Origin of the sequence: Deefgea piscis, from assembly GCF_019665785.1 — a bacterium.
Classification (GTDB): domain Bacteria; phylum Pseudomonadota; class Gammaproteobacteria; order Burkholderiales; family Chitinibacteraceae; genus Deefgea.
Window position 1 is genome coordinate 1,969,489 of sequence record NZ_CP081149.1, and the last position, 25,943, is coordinate 1,995,431.

25 protein-coding genes and 1 tRNA gene are annotated in these 25,943 nt (G+C 50.2%); 25 read left to right on the top strand and 1 reads right to left on the bottom strand.

Features of this window, described 5'->3' with window-relative positions:
* Position 1: 1 nt before the first annotated feature.
* From K4H25_RS16950 to K4H25_RS09220, 16 genes are all read left to right on the top strand, one after another.
* Positions 2 to 124, top strand: a complete 123-nt coding sequence (locus K4H25_RS16950; RefSeq protein ID WP_255587464.1) for a hypothetical protein — start codon at positions 2 to 4, stop codon at positions 122 to 124.
* Complete coding sequence (locus tag K4H25_RS09150) at positions 125 to 1,999, top strand: TonB-dependent receptor domain-containing protein (protein WP_221020240.1); 1,875 nt, start codon at positions 125 to 127, stop codon at positions 1,997 to 1,999.
* A 2-nt stretch (positions 2,000 to 2,001) separates the two neighbouring features.
* Positions 2,002 to 2,958, top strand: coding sequence for an adenosylcobinamide-phosphate synthase CbiB (gene cbiB / locus K4H25_RS09155; RefSeq protein ID WP_221020241.1), 957 nt, complete (start codon positions 2,002 to 2,004; stop codon positions 2,956 to 2,958).
* Complete coding sequence (gene cobD, locus K4H25_RS09160; RefSeq protein WP_221020242.1) at positions 2,951 to 4,003, top strand: threonine-phosphate decarboxylase CobD; 1,053 nt, start codon at positions 2,951 to 2,953, stop codon at positions 4,001 to 4,003. The genes cbiB and cobD overlap by 8 nt, the downstream gene beginning before the upstream one ends.
* 8 nt (positions 4,004 to 4,011) lie before the next feature.
* Positions 4,012 to 4,800 (top strand): ABC transporter substrate-binding protein, encoded by a 789-nt coding sequence (locus tag K4H25_RS09165; RefSeq protein ID WP_221020243.1) that lies wholly within the window; start codon positions 4,012 to 4,014, stop codon positions 4,798 to 4,800.
* Positions 4,801 to 4,835: 35 nt separating this feature from the next.
* Entirely contained in the window at positions 4,836 to 5,438 is a 603-nt protein-coding gene (gene cobO / locus K4H25_RS09170; protein WP_221020244.1) for a cob(I)yrinic acid a,c-diamide adenosyltransferase, read from the top strand.
* A gap of 223 nt (positions 5,439 to 5,661) precedes the next feature.
* A complete protein-coding gene (locus K4H25_RS09175) occupies positions 5,662 to 6,111 on the top strand; it encodes a YiiD C-terminal domain-containing protein (protein WP_221020245.1) in 450 nt (149 codons plus the stop codon).
* Between the two features lie 4 nt (positions 6,112 to 6,115).
* Positions 6,116 to 6,619: a DUF2867 domain-containing protein gene (locus K4H25_RS09180; protein WP_221020246.1), complete on the top strand. Its 504-nt coding sequence runs from the start codon at positions 6,116 to 6,118 to the stop codon at positions 6,617 to 6,619.
* A gap of 4 nt (positions 6,620 to 6,623) precedes the next feature.
* Entirely contained in the window at positions 6,624 to 7,913 is a 1,290-nt protein-coding gene (locus tag K4H25_RS09185) for a cobyrinic acid a,c-diamide synthase CobB (RefSeq protein WP_255587465.1), read from the top strand.
* A 49-nt stretch (positions 7,914 to 7,962) separates the two neighbouring features.
* Positions 7,963 to 8,862, top strand: coding sequence for a cobalamin-binding protein (locus K4H25_RS09190; protein ID WP_221020247.1), 900 nt, complete (start codon positions 7,963 to 7,965; stop codon positions 8,860 to 8,862).
* 9 nt (positions 8,863 to 8,871) lie between these two features.
* Complete coding sequence (locus K4H25_RS09195; RefSeq protein ID WP_255587466.1) at positions 8,872 to 9,885, top strand: FecCD family ABC transporter permease; 1,014 nt, start codon at positions 8,872 to 8,874, stop codon at positions 9,883 to 9,885.
* Positions 9,882 to 10,667 (top strand): ABC transporter ATP-binding protein, encoded by a 786-nt coding sequence (locus K4H25_RS09200; RefSeq protein WP_221020248.1) that lies wholly within the window; start codon positions 9,882 to 9,884, stop codon positions 10,665 to 10,667. The genes K4H25_RS09195 and K4H25_RS09200 overlap by 4 nt, the downstream gene beginning before the upstream one ends.
* A gap of 106 nt (positions 10,668 to 10,773) precedes the next feature.
* Entirely contained in the window at positions 10,774 to 12,234 is a 1,461-nt protein-coding gene (locus K4H25_RS09205; RefSeq protein ID WP_221020249.1) for a cobyric acid synthase, read from the top strand.
* A 138-nt stretch (positions 12,235 to 12,372) separates the two neighbouring features.
* Positions 12,373 to 13,983 (top strand): methyl-accepting chemotaxis protein, encoded by a 1,611-nt coding sequence (locus tag K4H25_RS09210; protein WP_221020250.1) that lies wholly within the window; start codon positions 12,373 to 12,375, stop codon positions 13,981 to 13,983.
* A 114-nt stretch (positions 13,984 to 14,097) separates the two neighbouring features.
* Positions 14,098 to 14,173 (top strand) — tRNA-Thr (locus K4H25_RS09215).
* A 177-nt stretch (positions 14,174 to 14,350) separates the two neighbouring features.
* Positions 14,351 to 14,776 (top strand): ProQ/FINO family protein, encoded by a 426-nt coding sequence (locus K4H25_RS09220; RefSeq protein ID WP_173534074.1) that lies wholly within the window; start codon positions 14,351 to 14,353, stop codon positions 14,774 to 14,776.
* 86 nt (positions 14,777 to 14,862) lie between these two features.
* Here K4H25_RS09220 and K4H25_RS09225 read toward each other — a convergent pair whose 3' ends face one another.
* The gene (locus K4H25_RS09225; RefSeq protein WP_182077287.1) at positions 14,863 to 15,843 is read right to left on the bottom strand and encodes a malate dehydrogenase; all 981 of its coding nucleotides are present in this window, start codon (positions 15,841 to 15,843) and stop codon (positions 14,863 to 14,865) included.
* A 232-nt stretch (positions 15,844 to 16,075) separates the two neighbouring features.
* Here K4H25_RS09225 and K4H25_RS09230 point away from each other — a divergent pair, with 232 nt between their 5' ends.
* The 9 genes from K4H25_RS09230 to odhB all read left to right on the top strand — a co-directional run bounded on the left by K4H25_RS09230 (position 16,076) and on the right by odhB (position 25,901).
* Positions 16,076 to 16,795: a GntR family transcriptional regulator gene (locus K4H25_RS09230; protein WP_255587467.1), complete on the top strand. Its 720-nt coding sequence runs from the start codon at positions 16,076 to 16,078 to the stop codon at positions 16,793 to 16,795.
* A gap of 92 nt (positions 16,796 to 16,887) precedes the next feature.
* On the top strand, positions 16,888 to 17,262 hold the full coding sequence (sdhC, locus tag K4H25_RS09235; protein WP_221020252.1) for a succinate dehydrogenase, cytochrome b556 subunit: 375 nt from the start codon (positions 16,888 to 16,890) through the stop codon (positions 17,260 to 17,262).
* Positions 17,256 to 17,606: a succinate dehydrogenase, hydrophobic membrane anchor protein gene (gene sdhD, locus K4H25_RS09240; RefSeq protein ID WP_182077285.1), complete on the top strand. Its 351-nt coding sequence runs from the start codon at positions 17,256 to 17,258 to the stop codon at positions 17,604 to 17,606. The genes sdhC and sdhD overlap by 7 nt, the downstream gene beginning before the upstream one ends.
* Positions 17,603 to 19,396, top strand: a complete 1,794-nt coding sequence (gene sdhA / locus K4H25_RS09245; RefSeq protein WP_221020253.1) for a succinate dehydrogenase flavoprotein subunit — start codon at positions 17,603 to 17,605, stop codon at positions 19,394 to 19,396. The genes sdhD and sdhA overlap by 4 nt, the downstream gene beginning before the upstream one ends.
* A gap of 9 nt (positions 19,397 to 19,405) precedes the next feature.
* On the top strand, positions 19,406 to 20,119 hold the full coding sequence (locus tag K4H25_RS09250) for a succinate dehydrogenase iron-sulfur subunit (RefSeq protein ID WP_027467334.1): 714 nt from the start codon (positions 19,406 to 19,408) through the stop codon (positions 20,117 to 20,119).
* Between the two features lie 70 nt (positions 20,120 to 20,189).
* Complete coding sequence (locus K4H25_RS09255; RefSeq protein ID WP_221020254.1) at positions 20,190 to 20,435, top strand: FAD assembly factor SdhE; 246 nt, start codon at positions 20,190 to 20,192, stop codon at positions 20,433 to 20,435.
* 34 nt (positions 20,436 to 20,469) lie between these two features.
* Entirely contained in the window at positions 20,470 to 21,756 is a 1,287-nt protein-coding gene (gene gltA, locus K4H25_RS09260; protein ID WP_221020255.1) for a citrate synthase, read from the top strand.
* Between the two features lie 106 nt (positions 21,757 to 21,862).
* Positions 21,863 to 24,670 (top strand): 2-oxoglutarate dehydrogenase E1 component, encoded by a 2,808-nt coding sequence (locus K4H25_RS09265; RefSeq protein WP_221020256.1) that lies wholly within the window; start codon positions 21,863 to 21,865, stop codon positions 24,668 to 24,670.
* A gap of 61 nt (positions 24,671 to 24,731) precedes the next feature.
* Positions 24,732 to 25,901 (top strand): 2-oxoglutarate dehydrogenase complex dihydrolipoyllysine-residue succinyltransferase, encoded by a 1,170-nt coding sequence (gene odhB, locus K4H25_RS09270; protein WP_221020257.1) that lies wholly within the window; start codon positions 24,732 to 24,734, stop codon positions 25,899 to 25,901.
* Positions 25,902 to 25,943 lie beyond the last annotated feature (42 nt).

The following is a 25,943-nucleotide window of genomic DNA, read 5'->3' on the forward strand; positions in this document are numbered from 1 at the left end:
ATTGACGCACTGGCAGGGACGCCGTGGCGGAATGGTCTTTGTCGTTGATGCGATGGTGATGTGTTCTGCGCGGTTTCCTGTTTTTAATATGCAATATGCAACGGGCGTATTGCCGGAGACCTAAATGAATACCAGCATTAGCAAAACATACCTATTGATTTTGTCGGCCTTAGCCACCATTCCTGCGATGGCCGAAGTCACCCAGCTCGACGACGTAGTCGTGACCGCAACGCGCATTGCGCAGCCACTGCGTGAAGTGGTCGGTGATGTCACCGTACTCGATCGTGAAGCCATTGCCGCACAAGGCAATTCAAGCTTACAAGAAGTTTTATCACGCCAACCTGGCATTCAAATTAGTAATTTGGGCGGCCCGGGTAAATCGACTTCGGTTTACTTACGCGGCGCCAATAATTCGCAAACCTTGGTGTTGATCGACGGGATTAATTTTGGCTCGGCCACACTGGGCGGCGCATCGCTGCAAAATATTCCATTAGATCAAATTGAGCGGGTTGAAATTTTACGCGGCCCAGCCGCCAGCTTATATGGTAGCGGCGCGATTGGCGGCGTGATTCAGATTTTTACGCGCCAAGGCAAGGCTCAATCGAGTGTTGAAATCGGTTATGGCAATCACAATACCGTCGATGCCAAAGCGACTTTAGCCGGTGGGGATGACGCAACGCGCTATTCAATCACTGCGGCGCATTTTAAAACCGACGGCGTCAACGCCATCGTGAATCCCAAAAACAGCAATTACAATCCTGATCAAGACGGTTATGAAAATAACAGTTTGTCGCTGGCGGCCCAGCATAAAATCAACGCTCAGCATGCTTTTGGCGTAAGCGCTTTGGGTGCTTGGGGTGAAAATCATTACGACGGCTCAATCAGTAATGCTGCGTTTAAACCCGTCGCGCAAAGCTACGATTATCGCGACAAATCGTTTAATGGTAGCGCCAATGTTTGGTCAAAAAACCAATGGAACGACATCTGGACTAGCCATTTAAAAGCCGGTACCAGTATCGATGAGGGCCGCAACTACACCCCATTCTCGGCGACGAATTATCAAGACAAAGTCAGCAAAATCAAAACCCAGCAAAGCTTATTGTCGTGGGTGAATGATGTGTCGATTTTGGGCGGTACAGTGCAAGTGGGCGCTGAAACGCTAGGGCAAAAAGTCACTAGCGACACCAATTACAGCGTCAATCATCGCCGGATTAATAGCCTGTTGGCGGGTTATTTGGTGACGGTGTCAGATGTAACGCTGCAATTAAATGGTCGTAGCGACGACAATTCGCAATACGGCCGTAACAACACCGGTACGCTGGGTTTGGCTTGGCAAATGAACGACGATTGGTCGCTCGGTACCACGATGGGTACGGCATTTAAAGCACCAAGCTTTAATGATTTGTATTGGCCAGGTTCAGGTAATCCAAACGTTAAGCCTGAAGAATCTAATAGCAAGGAAGTGTTTGTTCGCTTTGCCAATAATCGCTTCCAAAGCTCGTTGACTGTGTATGAAAATAAAGTTACCAATTTGATTGAATGGACACCGACGCCGTCGGGCCTGTGGCAGCCGAGCAATATTGGTACTGCTAAATTAGGTGGCGCAACGCTGACTGCCGATTGGCAATATGCAGGGTATATCGCTGGCGCGAGCTACGATTACCTCGATGCTAAAGATACCTCGACAGGTGCCAATAAAGGCCGTCAATTAGCGCGCCGCGCTAAGCACGCTGGCGTGGCGTATGTGGGTTTACAAACGCCAGTGTGGATGGCGCGCCTTGAAATGCAGGCGCAAGGCCAGCGTTTTGATGATGCTGCCAATAAGAAAGTCTTGGCTGGCTACGCGTTGACTAATTTGGCAGCGAGCTATCAGATTGATAAAGATTGGTCGCTACACGCCCGCGTGAACAATCTATTTAATCGTGATTACCAAATGGCCACCGATTACGGCAATTTGGGAATCAATGGCATTGTCAGCGTGCGCTGGCAGCCTAAGTAAGTATGTTGTGGCTTAACCCCGTAGGTCTATTGGCTGCATTGTGCATCGCGCTGCTGCTCGAGTGCTGCTGGGGTGAGCCACGTCGCTACCATCCTTTAGTTGGCTTTGGCCGACTCGCCACTGGGCTAGCGCAGCGACTCAATCGCGGTGCTGGCTTGGTGCTTCGCGGCGGTTTGGCTTGGCTGATTTTAGTCGGCGGCGCGCTGGGCGTGTTTATTGGGCTGCGCTGGCAAGTTATGCAATATTCGCCGCTGTTGGCGTATGCCCTTGATGCGTGGGCTTTGTGGTTTTCGCTAGGCGCAAACAGTTTATTGGCGCATGTGGCGGCGATTGGCACGCCGTTAATGGCTGGCGATTTACCTTTGGCACGCGCGCAATTGCAAAAAATTGTCAGCCGCGATTGCCAAGCGCTCGATGAATCTCAAGTTGCCGCTGGCGCGGTGGAGTCGTGTTTAGAAAACGGTGCGGATGCGATTTTTGCCAGTTTGTTTTATTTCATACTGTTGGGCGGCGCGGGCGCGCTCTTACATCGTTTGGCCAATACCTTGGATGCGATGTGGGGCTACAAAACGCCAAAATGGCGGCACTTTGGTCGCTGTGCTGCGCGCATGGATGATCTGTTTAATTGGGTGCCCGCGCGATTATGTGCAGTGTCTTACGCTTTGCTGGGGCAAACCCGATTGGCGTTGACGGCGTGGCGACAGCAAGCACCGCAGTGGGATAGTCCCAATGCCGGCCCGGTGATGGCCGCCGGTGCTGGCGCTTTGGGTATTCGCTTAGGCGGTGCTGCGCCATATCATGGCCAGATTGAGCTGCGGCCTGAATTAGGTTTTGGCCCACTAGCGAGCGCGCCAGATATCGCGCGCAGCATTGAGCTCATTCAAGCCACGCTGGCGTGGTGGTTGGGAGTGATGGTGGTGGTTTTATTGTTCACGATGGTGGTGATGCATAGTGGCTGATTTCAAACAAGACCGACCATGCCACGCTGCGCCACGGCATGGTGGCAATTTATTGGCAGTACAAGCGCGTTTTGGTGGCGGCGACGCCGATTGGCTCGATTGCTCGACTGGAATTTCGCCTTACAGTTATCCTTTACCCGCGATGCCCGAATCGGTCGCGCAGCGATTGCCGCAAATTAGCGCTGAGTTTTGGGCGGTGCTTAAAGGCTATTACGGCAGTGCGCAGTGTTTGCCGGTGGCCGGATCGCAAGCGGCGATTGTGGCTTTGCCGCAGTTGCGTGCGCCTTGCCGCGTGGGCGTTTTGCGTTTGTCGTATGCCGAGCATGCTTGGCGTTGGCAACAGGCTGGGCATACGGTGATTTTGCTGGCGCGAAACGAGATCGATGCCGCGCTCGATACGCTGGATGTGCTGATTTTAGTTAATCCCAACAATCCCGATGGTCAGCGCTGGACGGCGCAGCAATTATTGGCGATGCACGCCAAATTGGCCGCGCGCGGCGCTTGGTTAATTGTTGATGAAGCGTTTATTGATGTCGATGCTGCAGAGAGTGTGTGTCAAGCTGCGAGCCAGAATAATCGCTCTGGCCTGATTGTTTTGCGCGGCATTGGTAAGTTTTTTGGTTTGGCGGGCTTACGTTTGGGCTTTGTTTTTGCCGATAAAAAGATTTTAGCGGCCTTGGCTGAATATATCGGCCCATGGGCGGTAAGCGGCCCCGCGCTATGGGCTGGGCAATTGGCCTTAGCCGATGAGGCTTGGCAGCAAATGCAGCGCTCACGTTTGCTGCAAGAAGCACAAAGTTTAAAAGCGCATTTAATCGCTCAAGGCTTGACCCCGTGTGGTGATCATCCGCTGATGCAGTTTTGTGTGGTCGATCAAATTGATCAATGGGGGTATGCGCTGGCAGCCAATGGAATATATGCTCGGGTGTTCAATACCCAAGATGTCGGTGTTAATGCGCTGCGTTTTGGTGCGTTAACGCTGCAGCAACATGCTGAGTTTGCGCAGCGTTTGGCGCGCGCCGCAGCGCAAGTTCAATCGACTTAGGATGTACCATGCTAGGCCCACAAAAAATTGCGTGTTTAAGTAGCGAAACCGTTGAAGTGCTGTATGCCTTGGGGCAACAGCATCGCATTGTCGGGATATCGGCTTTTTCGCGCCACCCGGCTGGTGTGACTAAAAATCATCCGATTATTTGCGGGTTTTCTAGCGCCAAAGTCGAGAAAATCTTGGCAGTTGAACCCGATTTGATTTTGGCGTATTCAAGCTTACAAGGCGAGATGGTCAAAGAGTGTGTGCTGGCGGGGTATGAAGTGCTGTTTTTTAATCAACGCAGCATCGCCGGTATTTTTAAGATGATTCGCACCTTGGGTTTATTGCTCGATTGCGTTGAGCGCGCCAATGCCTTAATTGCTGAGTTAAATGCGCAGATTGCTGCCGCCAAATTCGCTGCGACGCACTTTGCATGGCGGCCCAAAGTGTATTTCGAAGAATGGCATACGCCGCTGTATACCGGTATTTGCTGGGTGTCGGAGCTGATCGAGATTGCCGGTGGCGATGATATTTTTGCCGAGATTGCGCCTAAAGTGCGCGCTAAAGATCGCACCGTGACGCCAGAGCAAGTGATCGCAGGCGCGCCAGATTTAATTCTCGGTAGTTGGTGTGGCCAAGCTTTTGAGCCGAAAAGCGTAACAGCGCGAGCGGGCTGGGACGGCATTGCTGCAGTAAAAAATCAGCAAGTATTTGAAATCAAAAGTGAAGATTTACTCGTTCCCGGTATTACGGCCATCACCCGTGGTTTGCCGCAGATCCAAGCGTATATTCGCCAGCTGTGCGAGCAGTAAAGCCTAATATTTATTTTAATTTCGGAGTTGTCAGCATGAGTCAAGACCAAGCTAAAAACGAGCGCCACGCCGCGCGCATGGCGCGTAAAAAAGCCATTATCGATGCGCATATTGCTGAAGCCAATATCGACACCGGCATCATGATTTTGCTAACTGGCAACGGTAAAGGAAAATCATCGTCGGCGTTTGGCATGGTCGCGCGCGCGATTGGCCATGGGCTTAAAGTCGGCGTGGTGCAATTTATTAAAAACCGCACCGACACCGGCGAAGAAGCTTTTTTGGGCCAGCACTGCGAATGGCATGTGATGGGGGATGGGTTTACGTGGGAAACACAAAATTTTGAAGCGGACAAAGCCCGCTCAGAAACCGCTTGGGCGATGGCGGCCAAAATGCTGAACGATCCTAGCTACGACGTAGTGGTGCTCGACGAGTTGACGTATTGCTTGTCTTACAAATACCTTGATAAAGACATCGTATTGCGCGACCTAGAGTCGCGCCCCGAAATGCAACACGTCGTCGTCACCGGCCGCGCTGCGATTACTGAGTTGCATGAAATCGCCGATACCGTCACCGTGTTGGCCGATGAAAAACATGCGTACAAATCAGGAATCAGAGCGCAGAAGGGTTTGGAATGGTAAGAACGGTTTTAAAAGTGCTGCGCATCCCGTGATCATGATTCGGGCGGTACTCGACAGCTATGAAGCCTCATGTACCAAAGTACATTCCGGCTCCTGCGTTCCGGCCGCTCAGCGCTGACGGGCGCTCGCTGCGGTTAATTCGTGCTTGGCAATGGTTTTGTGGATACCAACGAATCTGCAGTGTTTGGATTGACTCAAACGAGTCATGCTACTGGAGTGCTGTATGAGTGAATTGGCAAGTCTGCTAGAAAAAACACTTCACGAAGAAATCCCGCTAACGCGTGATATTGGTATTCAGGTTGTTCATGCTACGACTCAGCAAGTGCAACTCAGTGCGCCGCTATCGCCCAATGTTAATCATAAATGCACCGCATTTGGCGGGAGTTTATACGCCGTGGCGGTGTTGGCGGGCTGGAGTATGGTGTTTGCACAATTGCATGCCGCAGGCATTCACGCGCATATCGTGATTCAAGACGCCAAGATTGATTATTTATTGCCCGTGGTTGAAACAATTAACGCTGAATGCCGCGTGAATGGCGAGGCCGATTTTGCACATTGCTTGAAATTATTTGCCCGTAAAGGGCGTGGGCGGATTGAACTGCCGGTGCAAATCATTACCGCGCAGGGCATTGCGGTGCAGTTTATTGGCAACTATGTAATTCATCAGGACTAAGGCCATGCCAGCACAAGATTTACCTTTAGATTGCGCTATCAGCGCTTCATACGTTAATGCGAGCTTTGCTGACTCCTATTGGGTGAAAGTAGATCCTCTGCCGGATAGTGCATTGGCTGCATATATCTTAATGGTGAAACAAGCACCTTCTTGGGTTAATGGTTTGATGAGTTTGCGAAATCAAATTGTTAAGCATTTAGGGCTTAAAGATTTGGGTGCATTGGCTTCATTGGATGAGCAAAAAAATGTCGTTGAATATCGGGTGGGAGATCGATTGGGTATTTTTTCGATTGTGTCGTTGACACGTAATGAGTTGGTGCTTAGCGATGTTGATAAACATTTACGAGTTCAACTTTCTGTGCAGCGCGTAGATCAAGCCCATCAGCAGGGTGTTTCAGTTACTACTGTTGTTCATAACCATAATTTGCTTGGTAAGGTTTATATGTTTTTTGTCGCCCCTGTACATAAATTGATCGTGCCAGCGACGTTGGCGAAGCTAGGAAAGTAAAATTTTGTTCCATTCTGTTCAGCTACTTTTGATCGTCGCCCCATCCTCAGGTTCTGGCAAAACCACCATCACCGCGGGCCTCGCTTGGCTGTATCGGCGGCAAGGTTTGCGCGTCAAGGTTTTCAAATGTGGGCCTGATTTTCTCGATCCCTTGCTGCTGGGTTTTGCCAGCGGTGCGCCGGTGGATAATCTGGATTTATGGCTGGTCGGTGAGGATTTGTGCCGGCAGATGCTTGCAGAGGCGGCACGCGATTTTGATGTGATTTTGATTGAGTCGGTGATGGGTTTGTTTGACGGCGAGCCGAGTACCGCTGATTTGGCGGTGCAGTTTGGCTTGCCGGTACTGGCGGTGATCGAAGCAGGTGCAATGGCGCAGACCTTTGGTGCGCTGGCGTTTGGCTTGGCGCATTATCGTGCGGATTTGCCGTTTTTTGGCGTGCTGGCCAATAAAGTGGCGGGTGAGCGCCATGCGCAGATGTTGCAAGAATCAGCGCCATCAGCGCACTGGCAAGGTTGGCTTGGGCGCGTTGATCCGCTACCTGAGCGGCATTTGGGTTTGGCGCTGCCAGCAGAAATTCCCGATTTGGCTGAGAAACTCGATGCAATAGCCGATGTGTTGGCGGCGCAGCCGATTGCTAACGCGCAAAACCTGCCAACAATTGAATTTGCTGCGCCGATTGCCAGCAAAATCGCGCCGTTGCTGGCGGGTAAACGCATTGCAATTGCGCGCGATGCGGCGTTTTGTTTTATTTATCCAGCCAATTTAGCGTGTTTGAGCGCTTTGGGCGCGGAGCTCGTGTTTTTCTCCCCGCTGGCACATGAATCTTTACCCGAGTGCGACGCAGTGTGGTTGCCCGGTGGTTATCCCGAGTTGCACGCAGCGCAGCTGGCCGCGCACCCGACGCTGGCGATTGAATTGGCGCAGCATGTGGCTGAAGGTAAGCTCATTTGGGCCGAATGTGGCGGGATGATTGCATTGTGCGAATCGCTCACTTTGCTCGATGGTACCGTGCACGCGATATGGGGCGTGTTGCCCGCGCAAGTTGAGATGCAAACCCGCTTAGCTGCACTTGGGCCACAAAGTTTTGACCTGGGGTCGGGCGCGCTGCGTGGCCATACGTTTCATTATTCAACAATGCAGACGCAGCTTGAGCCTATAGGGTATGGTGCGCCATGCCGCTTAGGATCTGGCGCTGAGGCTATATACCGGCAAGGTGGTTTGCAGGCTTCGTATTTGCATGCGTGGTTTATGAGTCATCCGGTGGCGACGGCGGTCTTGTTTGGCGCGATTTGATGGCATGGCTTAGCGGTATTAATAATGGGTATCAAGATTGGAATTAAATATGAGTTTTAAATTGAAACTGGCCGTGATGGTTGTGAGTGCTTCGTTGGTGACTGTTGCAGTGAGTGCGACAGTGAACGCAGCAGTGAGTGTGCAAGATGATTTGGGCGTGACGGTCACGCTAGCCAAACCGGCAGCGCGCATTATTAGCTTGGCACCACATGCGACTGAAGATTTGTTTGCCATTGGCGCGGGAGATTTGATTGTTGGCGCGGTCAATTACAGTGATTATCCAGCCAAAGCCAAAGAGATTGAACGCATTGGCGGGTATAACGGTTTTGATTTAGAGCGCATTCGGGCGCTGAAACCCGATTTAATTATTGCTTGGGGTAGCGGCAATCCACAGCGCCAGCTTGATCAAATTAAGCAGCTGGGGATTCCGGTTTTTACGACTTTTTCCAAAAAAATGGCCGATGTACCAACGGTGCTAGAGCGCTTGGGCGTATTAACCCAGCAAACTGCGGGCGCGGCCAAAGCGGCCAAACACTATCGCGATCAATTGGCGCGGTTAGAAAAAACCTACTCAAACCGAGCGCCAGTGCGGGTGTTTTATCAGATTTGGGATCGGCCTTTAATGACGATCAATAACACGCAGATTATTTCGGATGTAATGCGCTTATGCGGCGCGGTGAATGTGTTTGGCCATTTGCCAGAGCTCACGCCCAAAGTGGATGTCGAGGCGGTGTTGGTCGCTAATCCAGATGCGATTATGACGAGTGGCGAGCCGGGGGTGAAGGGCGATGTTTTAGCAAGCTGGCAGCGCTGGAAAAACCTAAAAGCGGCGCAAAATAAGCAGTTTTATGTGCTGCCCAAAGACATCATTAGCCGCATGGGGCCACGCTTGGTCGATGGCGCGCAAGCGATGTGCGAAGCGGTAGAGCAAGTTCGGCAGGTGAAATAATGCGCTGTAATGCAGACGTTGCTGGGGAATAAAGTGATGAATTTGGCGCGGTTAACACCGCAAAAAACGCTGCTCACGCTGAGTATTTTATTACTTGTGCTATTGCTGAGCGTAATCATTAGTGTGTCGGTGGGTAGTACGTCGCTGCGGCCATGGCAATTTTGGTATGACAGTCCTGAATCGGCGTTGGCGCGCGATGTGGTGCTTGAATTGCGATTGCCGCGCACGGTGTCGGCTTTGGTCGTGGGCGGCTTATTGGCTTTGGCGGGTACTTTGCAGCAAGTCTTGCTACGTAATCCTTTGGCCGATCCTTATATACTGGGTACTTCTGGCGGCGCCAGTGTGGGTGCGCTGTTGGCGCTATTACTGGGTGTGGGTACTTTGGGCGTGAATGCCGCCGCCGGTGCCGGTGCGCTATTGAGTATTTTGATTGTTTTTTTGCTGGCTGGGCGTGATCGCTCGAGTACGCAAACCCGATTATTGTTGACTGGCGTGGCGTTGGCGGCTTTTTGCGGCGCAGTGTCGTCTTTATTGCTGAGCATGGCGCCCGATGGTTTATTGCGCGGCATGGTGTTTTGGTTGATGGGTGATTTGGCAGGCGCGCATTGGCAATCGGGGGCGGCGGTACTGTGTATTCTATTGCTGCTCGTCTGGCCCTTGGCGCGTGAGCTTAATATTATGGGGATGTCAGCCGAATCGGCGCATGCCTTGGGTTTAAATCATCAGCGCTTGCGCTGGGTGCTGTATTTTGCTGCCGCTTTGGCCAGCGCTTTGGCGGTTACCACTGCTGGGATGATCGGTTTTGTTGGATTGATTGTGCCGCACGCGCTGCGTTTATTGATTGGTCAAGATTTGCGCTTGTTATTACCGGCGGCAACGTTGGCTGGTGGGATTGTTTTACTGTGGGCCGATATCATTGCTCGCACTTTGATTGCGCCGCAGCAGTTGCCAGTGGGTGTAGTGATGGCGCTATTGGGTGTGCCGGCGTTTTTGTATTTATTAAGTCGGCGGGCAGTGCGATGAGCGTTCAAGCAATCTCAATGCAGTTAGAGCAAGTGAGCATTGCTCAGGCGGATCGCTGCTTGATTCGTGATTTGTCATTACACATACAGCCGGGTGAAGTGTGGCTGGTTTTGGGTGAGAATGGCTGCGGTAAAAGTACTTTATTATCCGCAATGGCCGGTTGGCATGCGCTGGCAGCGGGAGCAGTTGCGCTGCAAGGGCGAGAATGGGCCGATTGGCCACATGGTGAGCGCGCTAAAATGCTGGCGTGGCAAACGCAGCAAGATGAATGCCCATTCCCCCTCACGGTGTTGGAAAAAGTCCTCACTGGCCGCCATCCGCATTTATCACGCTTTGCTTGGGAAAGTGCCGCCGATGTGGCTTTGGCGCGCGAGCAATTGGCGCGTTTGGATTTGTCCTTGCTGGCAGGGCGTGATTTGGCGACTTTATCCGGCGGCGAGCGCCGCCGTGTGGCGTTGGCCACCGCCTTAACGCAAGACGCGCCGTTGCTATTGCTTGATGAGCCTTTGTCGCAACTGGATTTGCGCCATCAACAGCAAGCGCTGCAGGTGCTCAGCGAAGAGCAGGCCAAAGGACGCGCCGTCGTGATGGTGACGCATGACCCAAACCATGCGCATTTTTTTGCTGCTGAGCATTGCCGCGTCTTGCTGCTGTTTGGTGACGGCCGCTGGCTGGCTGGCCCACGCGCTGAAGTCTTAACCGCGGAACATCTGACTGCGCTATACCATCACCCGATTGTTGAAATCAATACGCCAGATCGCGCGTGGTTTATTCCGCGTTAAGAAGTTTTGAATTTCTCTGTTAAATCAACCGTGTTGCATACCCCGTTTGGCGAAGTAGGATGCTCGTTGGGTGCAGTACGGTTTTTGTTTTTTGTGAATGGATTTTATGCCGACTTTAATGATTCAAGGTTGTACCTCCGACGCTGGTAAATCAACGCTCACCGCCGCGCTGTGCCGCTTATTGCTGCGCCGAGGCATCTCGGTGGCCCCGTTTAAACCGCAAAATATGGCGCTTAATTCAGCGGTTACACCCGATGGCGGTGAAATAGGCCGTGCGCAGGCGGTGCAGGCGTTTGCTTGTGGTTTAGCGCCGCATACCGATATGAATCCGGTGCTACTTAAACCCTCGAGCGATTGCCGCGCGCAGGTGATTATTCAAGGTAAATCGATTGGTAATCTCGATGCGGTGGATTATCACGCGTATAAAACCACCGCGCGTGCGGCGGTGTTTGAGTCTTGGCAGCGCTTAGCAGCGCAATACGATTGGGTGTTGGTCGAGGGGGCGGGTAGCCCGGCTGAAGTCAATTTACGCGCAGGCGATATTGCCAATATGGGCTTTGCCGAAGAAGCCGATTGCCCTGTGTGGCTGGTGGCCGATATTGATCGCGGCGGCGTGTTTGCTCATTTTGTGGGGACTTTGGCGTGTCTGTCAGAATCAGAGCAGGCGCGAATTCAAGGTTTTATTATTAATCGCTTTCGCGGTGATATTGCGCTATTGCAGCCCGGTTGCGATTGGTTAGAGGCCAAAACCGGCAAGCCGGTGTTGGCGGTGGTGCCGTATTTGCATGGTTTAGACATTGCTGCTGAAGACGCGGTGCCGCGCACGGCGAGCGGTGTTGACGGCGACTTTAAAATTGTCATTGCCACTTTGCCGCATATATCTAATCACACCGATTTTGATCCGCTGCGCCGAATTGCTGGGATTAACTGCCAATTTGCCAACCCGAATCAGCCTTTGCCAGCGTGTGATTTATTGATCTTGCCCGGCAGTAAAAACACGCAAGGCGATTTGGCATGGTTGCGCCAGCAAGGCTGGGATCAACAGATTGCCACGCATTTGCGCTATGGCGGTAAATTGATCGGGGTGTGTGGTGGCTATCAAATGCTGGGCGAGCTGATTGTTGATGAGGTGGGTATTGAATCGCAGCAAATATCTAGCCAAGGCTTGGGCTATATACCCATGAATACTCATTTAGAGCCTGAGAAGCAGTTACGCTTAGCCACGGGGCAGTTGGTGGCCAAGGGGCTAACGGGTGCGGTGGCCGGTTATGAAATCCATGTGGGGCAAAGTACTTTGCATGGCGACGGCTGGCAGGCTTTGCTGCAATTGGATGATGGTCGCACCGAGGGGTTAATTTCAAACGATGGGCAAATGATTGGCACGTATTTGCATGGCCTGTTTGATCAATTACCGGCGTTAACGGCTTTGTTGAGTTGGGCCGGTTGGCGCGGATCGGTTGATTTGTTGCCCGATGCCGATGCGCAACTGAATGCTGAAATCGATAGACTGGCCGATGCGCTGAATATGGCGATGGATTGGCAGAAAGTAGCGTCATTGGGCTTGTAGTACCTTATGTAAGCTGATGATTTGTTTTAATAAACTTTGCATTAAGTATTTGCTGTCTATAGTTTAAGCGATAGTAATCTATGAGTGGCGCAGGGGTTTGCGCTGGGATTGCTCTGGTTTAAATTGTGGAGGTTTGCAATGAGTATTCGTGCCAAGTTAATGCTTTTGAGCTCGGTTTTGCTGCTGATGATTGCCTTGATGGGCTGGACGTCTTTGCGCGGTTTGACGCATACGTTTGATGACTTTGAGGTGACATATAAAGACCGTGTTGAGCCCATCAGTCATTTGCGCATCGTTGCCGATATGTATGCAGTCAACATTGTCGATACCGCACACAAGGCCAATCATCAGCAAGTCCCTTATGCAAAAGCATTGGAGTTGGTGCGTCAGGCGCGAACTGAAATTAATCGCAACTGGGATGAATTTTTGAAAGATGAGCCGTCAGCCAGCGAAAAATCAGTGATAGAAGCGGTAACGCAAAAAAAACTTGCGGCAGACAAGGTGGTTGCAGATCTTGAGCAAGTTTTAGCCACTGGCAATGCCGCCGAATTGGACCGCTTGGTGCGTGAGCAGCTTTATCACGCGGTCGATCCAGTTTCCGGCCAAATTGCGCAATTAGTCGATCTGCAAATGGCGGCGATTAAACTTAATTTTGAAAATGCACAGCAAGAGTATATTCAGGCCAAAGTTTGGGCTTGGACTTTAATGGGTTTGGCGCTGGTATTTGGGCTTGGTTATTCTGCTTGGGTGATTGTTGGGATGAGTCGAAAAATCAACGCACTTAAAAACAGTATGTTGTTAGCGCAAGAGCGGCAAGATTTAACGATTCGTGCGGCGGTGGATGGGAATGATGAAGTCGATAGCATTGCTTTGGCGTATAACGAGTTGGCACAAAAATTACAGACCTTGGTGAGTAATATCGCAAGCGCGATTAATACCGTGAGTAGTGAGGCCAATAGCCTCGCTGCTTGTAGTGAGCAAGTCTCGCAAGCAACGATGATAGGTGCTGAATCGACCAGCCAGATGGCCGCTGCCGTGGAGCAAGTGACGGTAGGTATTTCGCATGTCGCCGACAGCGCGGCACAAGCCAAATCGATAGGGCAGCAAACGTGCCAACGCGCCGTGGATGGAACTCAAAAAATACAAAAAACAGTGCTTGAAATTCAAGGGATCGATCGTGAAGTGTCAGCTGCTGCGGAAAAAGTGGCGATGCTAGGTAATGACTCGGAAAAAATCAGCATGATTGTTGGGGTGATTAAAGACGTTGCTGAGCAAACTAATTTATTGGCGCTCAATGCCGCGATTGAGGCGGCCAGAGCCGGTGAGCAAGGTAGGGGCTTTGCGGTTGTTGCCGATGAGGTTAGAAAGCTGGCTGAGCGCACTGCATCGGCAACCGTTGATATTCAGCAAATGGTGGGCCGTATTGATCAAACCAGTAAAGACGCTGTTGCCAGTATCAGTCAAACAGCCAATCGAGCGCATGACTGTGCCGAAATCGCCGGTGGTGCCGGCGAGTCGATTGATGGTATTAACGCCAGCGTCATCGATGAAGATGAGTCGGTGTCGCAAATTGCCGAGGCGCTCAGTGAGCAACGCGCAGGGATGCAGCAAATTGCCATGCAAGTTGAGCGAGTGGCGCAAATGACTGATGAAAATTCCGCCGCAGTGGCGGGGATGAGTCAGTCGGCCAATCTATTGGAAGCATTGACTGTGCGTTTGCGCCAAGACGTGGGGCATTTTCAGTATTGATGTGGAGTTAATGCTGCATTGGTGTTTGATATTGGGTGTGGAGAAAATAATTTTAAAATATTTTCAAAAAAGACTTGCGCAAGTGGCGATCGTTAGATATTATGCACGCCTGTTGCCGATGTAGCTCAGTTGGTAGAGCACCTGACTTGTAATCAGGGGGTCGCGAGTTCGATTCCTGCCGTCGGCGCCAAAGAAATCTAAGGGTTGTAGCTTTTTTGAGCTACAACCCTTTTTTCGTTACTACGGCGAAGTATTTCGTCTGTTTTTTTGTTAAGTAGTGTGATTTTTATACTTATATCAGCAAGATCAGGTCTGGGTCTGATAAAATCTGCCACTAAGAGTGTTTCTATCGTTTTAAGGAAGTTTGATGACTACCGCTGATTCGCAGCCTGCTTCACCGATTAGTGCTCCGGCATTGTTAAGAGAATTACAAAAAAATAGCCCTGTATTTCGGGATTGCTTGCCGCTGGCCATTGGCGTCGACAAACAACTATTTGCCGCTCGGCCAGAGTTGAGTCATCGCGTGTTGCGCCAAGCATTGGCGATGCATACACGCTCACTGCGCTACCTTAAGGCGATGCAGGTGGCCAAAGTTCGCTTTAACTTGGATGGCAGTCAGGCGGATGAAGTGACTGAAGAGCAGCGCGTATTTGCCGCAAACAGCCTTCACGAATACTTCAAGAAAGCCGCGACTCAGCGTAAAGAAAAAGAAGCCGCAGAAGCCGCCAAAGTGGCTGAGGCGCAAAAATTAGAAAAGCTCAACCAATTGGCGGCGAAGTTTTCACGCGATTGATTGATTGAGTTTGTTGTGTTGTAAAAAAGCCCGCTGCACTGCAGCGGGCTTTTTGTTTATGTGATGCTATTTTTTGATTCTTTCAATTAAGCGAGTAGATGTTTAACTGCGTCGCGTTCTTCAGAAAGCTCTTTAGCGGTCGCGTCCATACGTGCGCGGCTAAATTCGCTGATTTCAAGCCCGGTAATGATTTCGTATTTGCCGTCTTTGCAAGTAACAGGGTAGCCGTAGATTAAATCGCTATAGCCGTATTCGCCATTGGCAGGTACGCCCATCGTTACCCAGTCACCCTCAGGTGTGCCTAAAACCCAATTGCGAATGTGATCAATCGCTGCGTTAGCTGCTGATGCGGCAGAAGATAGGCCGCGTGCCTTGATAATGGCTGCGCCACGCTGTTGTACGGTAGGGATGAATTCGCTTTCTAACCATTTTTGATCGTTGATCAAAGTGGCTGCATTCGCGCCTTTCACTTCGGCGTGGAAAATATCAGGGTACTGAGTGGCAGAGTGATTGCCCCAGATGATCATTTTCTTAACGTCGCTAATTGTAGTGCCGGTTTTTTGGGCTACTTGTGTCATGGCGCGGTTGTGGTCAAGGCGCATCATGGCAGTGAAGTTGGCAGGATTAAGATCCGGTGCGTTTTTCATTGCGATGTAGGCGTTGGTGTTAGCAGGGTTGCCAACTACTAAAACTTTAACGTCACGGCTTGCAACTTCATTCAGCGCACGGCCTTGGGCTGTAAAGATTGCGCCGTTGGCTTCGAGTAAGTCTTTGCGTTCCATGCCTGGGCCGCGCGGGCGTGCGCCAACCAGTAAGGCAATATCAGCATCTTTAAAGGCTACTTTTGGATCGTCGCTTTGTACGATTCCTTGTAGTAAAGGAAAAGCACAATCATCTAATTCCATGACGACGCCATTAAGTGCCGGTAGCGAAGGTGTAATGTCTAGTAATTGTAAAATTACAGGCTGGTCTGCGCCGAGCATGGCACCAGAGGCGATACGGAACAAAAGGCTGTAACCAATTTGACCTGCAGCACCAGTAACAGCAACGCGAATAGGTTGTTTCATCGAGCATACTCCAAGTAAGTGGCGGTTGATCGCCATCAAGCAAATAAGAATTTGGCCGCCTTGATTATGACTGCAAAGCGAGAACTTTGATACTTAGCAAGTAATCTTATCACGATGACGATTGGGTGCGTAGTAAGTTTAATAAAAACAAAAATTTGGTGTTATATCTTTTGTCTTATATAAGACTGTAGTAGACTCGGCATCGACAACATGATAAAAAGATAAAGTTGGAATGAAAAAACTAGCGGCGCAGCCTCTTTATAAGCAAGTTATACGAGAAGTTATGACTGCGGTTGAGGCAGGTGAATGGCAGGATGACGAAAGCTTACCGAGTGAGGTTGAGCTGGGCGTGCGCTTTGGTGTAAGTCAAGGTACGGTTCGTAAGGCGCTCGATTCCTTGGTCGCGGAGGGCGTTTTGTATCGGCGTCAAGGTGTAGGTACTTTCGTAGCAGGAATGAATGACTTTCTGGCCCGGGGGCATTTTTTACCACTGGCAGGTGCCGATGGTGTAGCACCAAAAATTGAACTACTTGGTTGTGTGCGGATTCATGCCGGTGAACAGCTAGCAGATATATTAGGTTTGCGACGTGGCGCGGCATTGTGGCAGGTTCGTCGCTTACTTAGAGTTTCGGGTGTTGTCATCGGGCTAGAAGAAATGTTACTGCCCGAGGTAGGGTTTCCCAATCTCGATATCCGGCGCATTCGTGAGTTAAAAGGTAATTTACGTGAGTTGTGCTGGCGCGATTTTGGTGTGCGTTTGCGAGATGGTGAAGTGCGTTATCGCGCGGTTGCTGCAGGGCAGAGCGAAGCACGCTTACTGATGGTGGATTTAAATGAGCCACTGTTGCAGTTGGTTCGTTTGGCGAGAGATTTTGAAGGCAAGCCACAGGTTTGGAGTGTGGCATGGCTCAAAACCGAGACACTTGCCTTTGAGCCAGCGCCGTTTGCATAGATTTTTTAATACTGATAACAGCTCCTTTAAGGACTAAATCAGACTACCTAAGCTCTTAGAGCTTTATTTGTAACTTAGAGAGGAAAGAGCGTATGCAAAAAACACGCCCAAAACACCTCGCGCTATGGCAGATCCGTTTGCCACTGCCGGGGATTGTGTCCATCTTGCACCGCATTAGCGGTTTGTTGATGTTCGCAGCCATTCCATTCATGTTGTATGCGCTAGAAGGTTCTTTGTCTTCGGCTGAGCGTTTTGCGGCATTTAAAGACTGCATCGGCAATCCGCTGGTGAAGCTGTTCTTATTGGCGGTGTTGTGGGCCTATTTGCATCACGCCTGTGCGGGCACGCGCTTTCTGTTTTTAGATATTCATAAAGGCTTGGATTTAAAAACCGCGCGCCTCACTTCTTATATTGTCTTGGCAGTGAGCTTGTCATTGACCGTCATTATTGGAGCGATCACATGGTAAATCGTCATGTTGTCGGTGCGCATTATGGATTGCGCGATTGGTTGGTTCAGCGTGTGACTGCGGTCATTATGTTGGCTTATACCTTGGGTGTCGTGGCTTTTATTTTGTTTGCAAACGGTGCGTCATTTGAAGCTTGGCAAGCATTGTTCGCCTGTACGTGGGTGAAGATTGTTACCACCATCACGATTATTGCTTTGTTGTGGCATGCCTGGGTTGGTGTTCGCGACATTTGGATGGATTACATCCAGCATATTGGCGTAAAGCTCACAATGCACGTGCTGACGCTGCTGTGGTTGCTCGCTAGCTTGATTTACATGGTTAAAGTTGTATGGGGTGTTTTATGAGCCAAGAATCTACAAAACGTCCGATTCCAGTTCGCAAATTTGACGCGCTGATCGTCGGCGCGGGTGGTGCGGGTTTACGCGCTGCACTGCAATTGTCTGAAGCGGGAGTTAAAACCGCTGTTCTGTCTAAAGTATTCCCAACGCGCTCGCACACGGTTGCAGCGCAAGGTGGTGTTTCGGCTTCATTGGGTAATTCTGAGCCCGATCATTGGACTTGGCATATGTACGACACCGTCAAAGGTTCGGACTGGCTAGGGGATCAAGACGCGATTGAATTTATGTGCCGCGAAGCGCCAAAAGTCGTGATTGAGCTTGAGCATTTTGGTATGCCGTTTGACCGTAATAGCGATGGTACGATTTATCAGCGTCCATTCGGTGGTCACATGAGTAACTTTGGCGAAAAACCAGTTCGCCGCGCCTGTGCTGCTGCTGACCGTACCGGTCACGCTATGTTGCATGCTTTGTATCAACGTAACGTTCGCGCTAATACGCAATTTTTCGTTGAATGGATGGCGCTGGACTTGATTCGCGACGAAAACGGCACGGTGCAAGGTGTGGTTGCCATGGAAATGGAAACCTCGGAAGTTGTGATTTTCCAAGCCAAAGCAACCTTGTTCGCCACTGGCGGCGCGGGCCGGATTTATTCTTCTTCAACCAATGCCTTTATTAATACCGGTGATGGCTTGGGGATGGCCGCTCGTGCGGGTGTACCGTTAGAAGACATGGAATTCTGGCAATTTCACCCAACTGGCGTTGCCGGTGCTGGGGTATTGATTACTGAAGGTGTGCGCGGTGAGGGCGGTATTTTACGCAACTCGAACGGCGAGCGTTTTATGGAGCGTTATGCGCCAAACGCTAAAGATTTAGCTTCGCGTGATGTGGTTTCGCGCGCCATGGTGACCGAAATTAACGAAGGCCGTGGTTGTGGTCCAAATAAAGATCACGTTTTGCTGGATATTACGCATTTAGATCCAGAAGTCATTATGTCGAAATTGCCGGGTATCCGCGAAATTTCGATTAAATTTGCCGGTGTTGATCCAATCAAAGCGCCAATCCCTGTTGTACCAACTTGCCACTACCAAATGGGCGGTATTCCGACCAATTACAAAGGTGAAGTGGTAACTGGCGATTCAACCATCAAAGGCTTTTACGCCGCAGGTGAGTGCGCTTGTGCTTCGGTACATGGCGCTAATCGCTTAGGTACTAACTCATTGCTCGATTTATTGGTGTTTGGTAAATCATCTGGCAATTCAATGATCGATTACATCAAGTCGCATCATGAATCATTCCCAGAAATTTCAATGCAAGATGTTGAACGCTCTGTGGCACGTGTTGCTCGTTTGGATAATCAAACAACGGGTACCAATGTGAACGAAGCTCGCTTAGCGATGCAACGCACAATGCAAGCGCATGCTGGCGTCTTCCGCTTTAAAGACATGCTCGCTGAAGGTGTTTCGAAGATTCTCGAAGTCGAAAAAATGGTTAAAAACACCGTGATTGCCGACAAATCGAAAACCTTTAATACCGCACGTCTTGAAGCGCTGGAATTAGAAAATCTGATCGAAGTTGCCAAAGCCACGATGATTTCGGCTAATGCGCGCACGGAATCACGCGGCGCGCACGTGCGTGACGATGCGATTGATAGCCCAGAACAACCGAATGGTCGTGACGATAAAAACTGGCTCAAACATAGCCTGTGGTTTAGCTCAGACAATCGCCTTGAATATAAACCCGTCAATTTAACGCCGCTGACTGTTGATTCTGTCGCGTTGAAGACTCGCTCATACTAAGAGGTTGCTATGACTACCCAATCCGTAAAATTTCGCGTTTATCGTTACGATCCAGATAAAGACGCTAAGCCGTATATGCAAGACATCAGCGTTGATGTCGACACCACCACTGAGCGCAAATTGCTCGATGCCTTGGTGAAACTCAAAGTGGTTGATGAGTCGTTGTCATTCCGTCGTTCGTGCCGCGAAGGCGTGTGTGGCTCGGATGCAATGAACATCAACGGCAAAAATGGTCTGGCCTGTATTACTGATATCGATACGCTCAAGCAGCCAATCGAAGTACGTCCATTGCCAGGCTTGCCAGTGATTCGTGATTTGATCGTCGATATGACGCAGTTTTTTAAGCAATATCACTCGATCAAGCCGTATGTGATTAACGACAGCCCAGCGCCAGATCGTGAACGCCTGCAAAGCCAAGAAGATCGTAAAGAACTCGATGGTTTGTATGAGTGTATTTTGTGCGCGTGCTGCTCAACATCGTGCCCATCATTCTGGTGGAATCCGGATAAATTCGTCGGTCCTGCTGGTTTGCTCGCTGCGTATCGCTTTATTGCCGATACCCGTGACGAAGCCACTAGCGCACGTTTGGATAACCTAGAAGACCCTTATCGCTTGTTCCGTTGCCATAGCATCATGAATTGCGTTGATGTTTGCCCGAAAGAGCTCAATCCAACTAAGGCTATCGGCAAGATTAAAGATTTAATGGTGAAGCGTATTTCTTGATAGTAGGTGGGTATTTCCTTCTAGACTTTTTATGATAAAGCCTGCATGGTTATACCCATAGGGGGTCTAGATGAATGAAGTAGAGTTTAAACGAATCGTGTGGCGCTCTCGACGTGGATTACTGGAATTGGATTTGCAATTAGAGCGCTTCGTTTCCGATGTTTTACCCACGTTATCTGAGTCTGAATTGGCTGTGTACGAACAAGTTTTAATGCTGCCTGATTGGGACTTTTTAGAGTACGTCAATGGCAAGTCAGTGTGTCCTGATGCACAGCTGGCCGTGATGATAGCGCGCATTAGCGACGCACAACAGTAACGTACAGCTTAGGCTGTTTAACAGGAGTCTATAGATGGATAAGAAAGTCACGCTAACGTATAACGACGGACAAAGCACACTCGATTTCCCAGTGTTGCCGAGCACGCTGGGTCCTGATGTTGTAGATATCCGTAAATTTTCGCAAACGGGGATGTTTACCTTCGACCCAGGTTTTTTAGCAACTTCAAGTTGCGAATCCAAAATCACTTTCATCGATGGTGATTTAGGGCAGTTGTACTATCGTGGCTATCCCATCGAACAATTGGCAGAAGATTCAGATTACCTCGAAGTCTGCTACTTGTTGATCAATGGTGAATTGCCAACAGCAGCAGAAAAAGCCGGCTTTCAAAAAACCGTCATGAGTCACACGATGATTCACGACCAATTGACGCGCTTCTTTAATGGCTTCCGCCGTGACGCGCATCCTATGGCGATGATGGTGGGTGTGGTTGGCGCTTTGTCTGCGTTCTACCAAGACAGTTTGGACATCAATAACGAAGAACACCGCAAAGTAGCGATGTTCCGTTTGATTTCTAAAATCCCAACCGTAGCCGCCATGTGCTACCGCTACAACCAAGGCTTGCCATTCGTTTACCCACGTAATGATTTGAGCTACACCGCCAACTTCATGCACATGATGTTCTCAACACCCTGCGAGCCATATGTGCCCAACCCAGTTTTGGTGCGCGCGCTGGATGTGATTTTCACCTTGCATGCCGATCACGAGCAAAATGCATCGACTTCAACCGTGCGTTTGGCAGGTTCCTCAGGCGCCAATCCGTTTGCCTGTATCGCAGCAGGTATCGCGTGTCTTTGGGGCCCATCACACGGCGGCGCCAACGAAGCCGTATTGGTGATGCTGGACGAAATCGGTTCAGTTGAAAACGTACCAGCCTTTATGGATGGCGTGAAAGCTAAAACGCATAAATTGATGGGCTTTGGTCACCGTGTTTACAAAAACACCGACCCACGCGCTAATGTGATGCGCCGTATCTGCCACGAAGTATTGGCTGAAATGGGCTTGCAAGACGATCCGAAATTCAAATTGGCGATGGAATTGGAAAAAATCGCGCTGGAAGATCCGTACTTCATCGAGCGTAAACTTTATCCAAACGTTGATTTCTATTCAGGCATCGTTCAGTCGGCCTTGGGTATTCCAGTACCAATGTTTACAGTGATTTTCGCCTTGGCGCGCACTGTAGGTTGGATTAGCCACTGGAATGAAATGATTTCTGATCCTGGTATGAAAATCGGTCGTCCACGTCAGCAATACACTGGCGCGCAAAAACGCGATTTTGTACCTATTGATCAACGCGGCTAAGACCCCGTTCCTGCGCCCTTATGTACCCCATGAGGGCGTAGCAGCATTGACCGGCCTAGGTGCATCAACTTGCAAAGCTTAGGCGGATAAAACTGGATACACGGCAATGATGAAAGAACTCGAAACAAATTCTCAGCTTTTTGGCGGCAACGCACCTTTCGTAGAAGATCTTTACGAACAGTATTTATTTGACCCCACTTCGGTAGACGCAGAATGGCGGGCGTATTTTGACAAACTGCAACTCAGTAGCGGCAATACCACGCGTGATATTGCGCGTGCACCGATTGAAGAGTCATTTCGGCAGTTAGCCAAGCAGCCAATTCGTGCTGCTGGCGTTGCCGATGAAGGCGCAATTGAACGCCAAGTCAACTTACTGCGTTTGATTTCAGCGTACCGCATTATGGGTAGCCGCGGCGCTAGCTTAGATCCTTTGGAAAGAATGGATAAAGTGGCGATGCCACAATTGGATCCTAAAACTTACAACCTATCTGATAGTGATATGGCGGTGAAGTTGGGCACCAATATCGCCGGATTAGAGCGCGCAACGCCTACAGAAGTGCTGGGGTTTTTAAAGCAAACTTATTGCGGCAATATTGGCTTGGAATACATGCACATTACCGATGCGGAAGAGCGCAACTGGGTGCAAGAGTTCTTTGAATCAAGCCGTTCGCAACCGAGCTTTAATGTCGAGCAGAAAAAACGCATTCTCAAGCAAGTGACTGCCGCAGAAACGCTTGAGCAGTATTTGCATAAAAAATATGTCGGTCAAAAACGCTTCTCGCTCGAAGGCGGCGACTCGATGATCCCAGCGGTGGACTATTTAGCACAAGCCGCTGGTGCGGCTGGCGTGCAAGAAATGGTCATCGGCATGGCGCATCGTGGCCGCTTGAATATGCTAGTCAATATCTTGGGCAAGCAACCGCGTGATTTGTTTGGCGAATTTGAAGGCCGTTACGATACCTCGTTGGCATCGGGTGATGTGAAATACCACATGGGCTTTAGCTCGGACATCCCAACGGTTGGTGGTCCATTGCATTTAACCTTGGCGTTTAATCCATCGCATTTAGAGATCGTTAACCCAGTGGTTGAAGGCTCAGTGCGTGCACGGCAACATCGTCGCCACGATACGGTGGGCGATCAAGTGCTGCCGCTATTGATTCATGGTGACTCGGCCTTTATCGGTCTAGGTACTAACCAAGGTACTTTCAATCTGTCGCAAACTCGCGGTTACGGTACTGGCGGTACGGTGCATTTAGTGATCAATAACCAAGTGGGCTTCACGACCTCGGATATTCGCGACAATCGCTCGACGATTTACAGTACTGATATCGCCAAGATGGTTGAAGCGCCGATTTTCCACGTGAACGGGGATGATCCAGAAGCCGTTTGTTTGGTAACGGATGCGGCATTGAAATACCGTCAGAAATTCCATAAAGACGTGGTGATTGATCTGGTTTGTTACCGTAAACACGGTCACAACGAAGCGGATGATCCATTTGTAACGCAGCCAATGATGTATCGCCAAGTGGCTAAACATCCAGGTGCACGCCGTAAATACGCCGATCGTTTGATCGCCGAAGGCGTGGTCACTGCAGCAGAAGCGGATGGCATGATCCAAGCGTATCGCGATGCATTGGATCGTGGTGAGCACGTTGAAAAAACCACGCTCACAGATTACAAGCGCTCACACGCTATTGATTGGTCAAAATACCTCGGCACGCACTGGCGTCAGCCAGTTGTAACTGCGGTACCACAGGCGGATTTGATTCGCTTGACCGAAAAATTCACTGCGGTACCAGAAGGCTTTAAGCTGCGCGCCAACGTAGAAAAAATCATTAACGAACGTAAAGCCATGGCTGCTGGCGATACGCCAGTTGACTTTGGTATGGCCGAGCATTTGGCTTACGCCACTTTGTTGACCGAAGGTCATGGCGTGCGTCTTTCTGGTGAAGATTCGGGTCGTGGTACGTTTAATCACCGCCATGCGGTTTTGCACGATCAAAATCGTGAAAAATGGGATCACGGCGTGCATGTGCCACTGCAAAATCTGTCGGAAAACCAAGCACCATTCCGCGTGATTGATTCGATCTTGAACGAAGAAGCTGTTTTGGCGTTTGAATATGGCTATGCCTGCTCAGAGCCGAACGAATTAGTGATTTGGGAAGCGCAGTTTGGTGACTTTGCCAACGGTGCTCAAGTGGTGATTGACCAATTTATTACTTCGGGTGAAACCAAGTGGGGCCGTTTGTGTGGTCTGACTATGGTGTTGCCGCACGGTTACGACGGTCAAGGTCCTGAGCATTCTTCAGCGCGTGTTGAGCGTTACTTGCAGTTGTGTGCTGAGCACAATATCCAAGTGGTGATGTTGTCTGAAGCGGCGCAAATGTATCACGTGCTACGCCGTCAAATGTTGCGTCCTTATCGCAAGCCATTGATTGTCATCATGAGTAAAAAACTCTTGAAGGCAAAAAATGCTGCCAGCCCAATTGAGCATTTCACCAATGGTGAATTCCGCTCGGTGATCGGTGAAGCGCAAGAGCTCGATGGTAAAAAGGTTAAACGCGTGGTGTGCTGCTCGGGTCAGGTGTATTTCGATTTGCTGGCAGGACGCAGTGAACGCGAAATTAAAGACATTGCCATCGTGCGGATTGAACAACTGTACCCATTCCCAGCGGATGAACTCAAAGCTGAACTTAGCAAGTATCCAAACGCTAAAGAAATCATGTGGGCGCAAGAAGAACCACGCAATCAAGGCGCTTGGCATCAACTACGTCATCGCTTAGAAGACGTGCTCGAAGCAAAACAAGTATTGCAATACGCGGGTCGTCCATCGTCAGCGTCGCCTGCAGTGGGTTATATGAGTAAGCACAATGCACAGCTCAAAACCCTTGTTGATGATGCAATGAAACTGTAAATCCAACGCCACGCAGCGCGTGGCGTAATGGCTAAACTGGCCAAAACTCTGGAGATGAAAAATGATTGTAGATGTCTTAGTGCCACAATTGCCTGAATCAGTATCAGAAGCGACTTTAGTTACTTGGAAGAAAAAAGTCGGCGAAGCGGTAGCTCGTGATGAAAATTTGATTGACCTAGAAACCGACAAAGTCGTGCTAGAAATTCCAGCGCAACAAGCCGGCGTATTGGTTGAATTGCTTGAAGTGGATGGCGCAACAGTGGGTAGCTTGCAACTGATCGCGCGTATCGACACCACCGCGGTTGCACAAGCGGCGCCTGCTGCTGCAGCGCCAGTGGCCGCAGTGGCTGATGCCACTGTAGTGGGCATGCCAGCAGCGAAAAAACTGGCTGCTGATGCGGGTGTGAATCTGGCTGATGTGGCCGGTACTGGCCGCGATGGCCGTGTATTGAAAGAAGACGTGCAAAATCATCTGAGCAAACCAACTGCTGCCGCTGCGCCAGCGCCAGTGGTGGCCACTTCGACCGATGGCCGTGCTGAACAGCGTGTGCCGATGAGCCGCTTGCGTGCTCGCGTTGCGGAGCGTTTGCTGCAATCGCAACAAACCAACGCCATTCTGACGACGTTCAATGAAGTGAACATGAAGCCAGTGATGGATTTACGCAACAAATACAAAGATAAATTCGAAAAAGAACACGGCGTTAAACTCGGATTTATGGGCTTTTTTGTGAAGGCCGTCGTTGCCGCACTGAAGAAATACCCAATCGTTAATGCCTCAGTGGATGGCAATGACATCGTATATCACGGTTACTTTGATATTGGTGTTGCCGTAGGTAGCCCACGTGGCTTGGTCGTGCCAATCATTCGTAATGCTGATCAATTGTCTTTGGCTGATATCGAAAAAACCATCGCAGACTTTGGTAAGCGTGCGCAAGAAGGCAAGCTTGGCGTTGAAGAGCTTACAGGCGGCACGTATACCATTTCGAACGGCGGTACTTTTGGTTCAATGATGTCAACGCCGATCATTAACCCACCACAATCTGCGATCTTGGGCATGCACGCCACCAAAGAGCGCGCCATGGTCGTGAATGGTCAAATCGTTGCTTTGCCAATGATGTATCTGGCGCAATCTTACGATCACCGCATTATTGATGGTCGTGAAGCGGTATTGGCTCTGGTGGCGATTAAAGACGCCATCGAAGATCCAGCACGTTTATTGCTCGATTTGTAATTATCTAAGGGTATGCCGCTACTTGCGGCATACCTAAATGTT

Coding starts and splice junctions, on each gene's coding strand:
- K4H25_RS09150 (WP_221020240.1), top strand. CDS start 125: ATGAATACCAGCATTAGCAAAACATACCTATTGATTTTGTCGGCCTTA.
- cbiB (WP_221020241.1), top strand. CDS start 2,002: ATGTTGTGGCTTAACCCCGTAGGTCTATTGGCTGCATTGTGCATCGCG.
- K4H25_RS09165 (WP_221020243.1), top strand. CDS start 4,012: ATGCTAGGCCCACAAAAAATTGCGTGTTTAAGTAGCGAAACCGTTGAA.
- cobO (WP_221020244.1), top strand. CDS start 4,836: ATGAGTCAAGACCAAGCTAAAAACGAGCGCCACGCCGCGCGCATGGCG.
- K4H25_RS09175 (WP_221020245.1), top strand. CDS start 5,662: ATGAGTGAATTGGCAAGTCTGCTAGAAAAAACACTTCACGAAGAAATC.
- K4H25_RS09180 (WP_221020246.1), top strand. CDS start 6,116: ATGCCAGCACAAGATTTACCTTTAGATTGCGCTATCAGCGCTTCATAC.
- K4H25_RS09190 (WP_221020247.1), top strand. CDS start 7,963: ATGAGTTTTAAATTGAAACTGGCCGTGATGGTTGTGAGTGCTTCGTTG.
- K4H25_RS09195 (WP_255587466.1), top strand. CDS start 8,872: ATGCAGACGTTGCTGGGGAATAAAGTGATGAATTTGGCGCGGTTAACA.
- K4H25_RS09200 (WP_221020248.1), top strand. CDS start 9,882: ATGAGCGTTCAAGCAATCTCAATGCAGTTAGAGCAAGTGAGCATTGCT.
- K4H25_RS09205 (WP_221020249.1), top strand. CDS start 10,774: ATGCCGACTTTAATGATTCAAGGTTGTACCTCCGACGCTGGTAAATCA.
- K4H25_RS09210 (WP_221020250.1), top strand. CDS start 12,373: ATGAGTATTCGTGCCAAGTTAATGCTTTTGAGCTCGGTTTTGCTGCTG.
- K4H25_RS09220 (WP_173534074.1), top strand. CDS start 14,351: ATGACTACCGCTGATTCGCAGCCTGCTTCACCGATTAGTGCTCCGGCA.
- K4H25_RS09225 (WP_182077287.1), bottom strand. CDS start 15,843: ATGAAACAACCTATTCGCGTTGCTGTTACTGGTGCTGCAGGTCAAATT.
- K4H25_RS09230 (WP_255587467.1), top strand. CDS start 16,076: ATGAAAAAACTAGCGGCGCAGCCTCTTTATAAGCAAGTTATACGAGAA.
- sdhC (WP_221020252.1), top strand. CDS start 16,888: ATGCAAAAAACACGCCCAAAACACCTCGCGCTATGGCAGATCCGTTTG.
- sdhD (WP_182077285.1), top strand. CDS start 17,256: ATGGTAAATCGTCATGTTGTCGGTGCGCATTATGGATTGCGCGATTGG.
- sdhA (WP_221020253.1), top strand. CDS start 17,603: ATGAGCCAAGAATCTACAAAACGTCCGATTCCAGTTCGCAAATTTGAC.
- K4H25_RS09250 (WP_027467334.1), top strand. CDS start 19,406: ATGACTACCCAATCCGTAAAATTTCGCGTTTATCGTTACGATCCAGAT.
- K4H25_RS09255 (WP_221020254.1), top strand. CDS start 20,190: ATGAATGAAGTAGAGTTTAAACGAATCGTGTGGCGCTCTCGACGTGGA.
- gltA (WP_221020255.1), top strand. CDS start 20,470: ATGGATAAGAAAGTCACGCTAACGTATAACGACGGACAAAGCACACTC.
- K4H25_RS09265 (WP_221020256.1), top strand. CDS start 21,863: ATGATGAAAGAACTCGAAACAAATTCTCAGCTTTTTGGCGGCAACGCA.
- odhB (WP_221020257.1), top strand. CDS start 24,732: ATGATTGTAGATGTCTTAGTGCCACAATTGCCTGAATCAGTATCAGAA.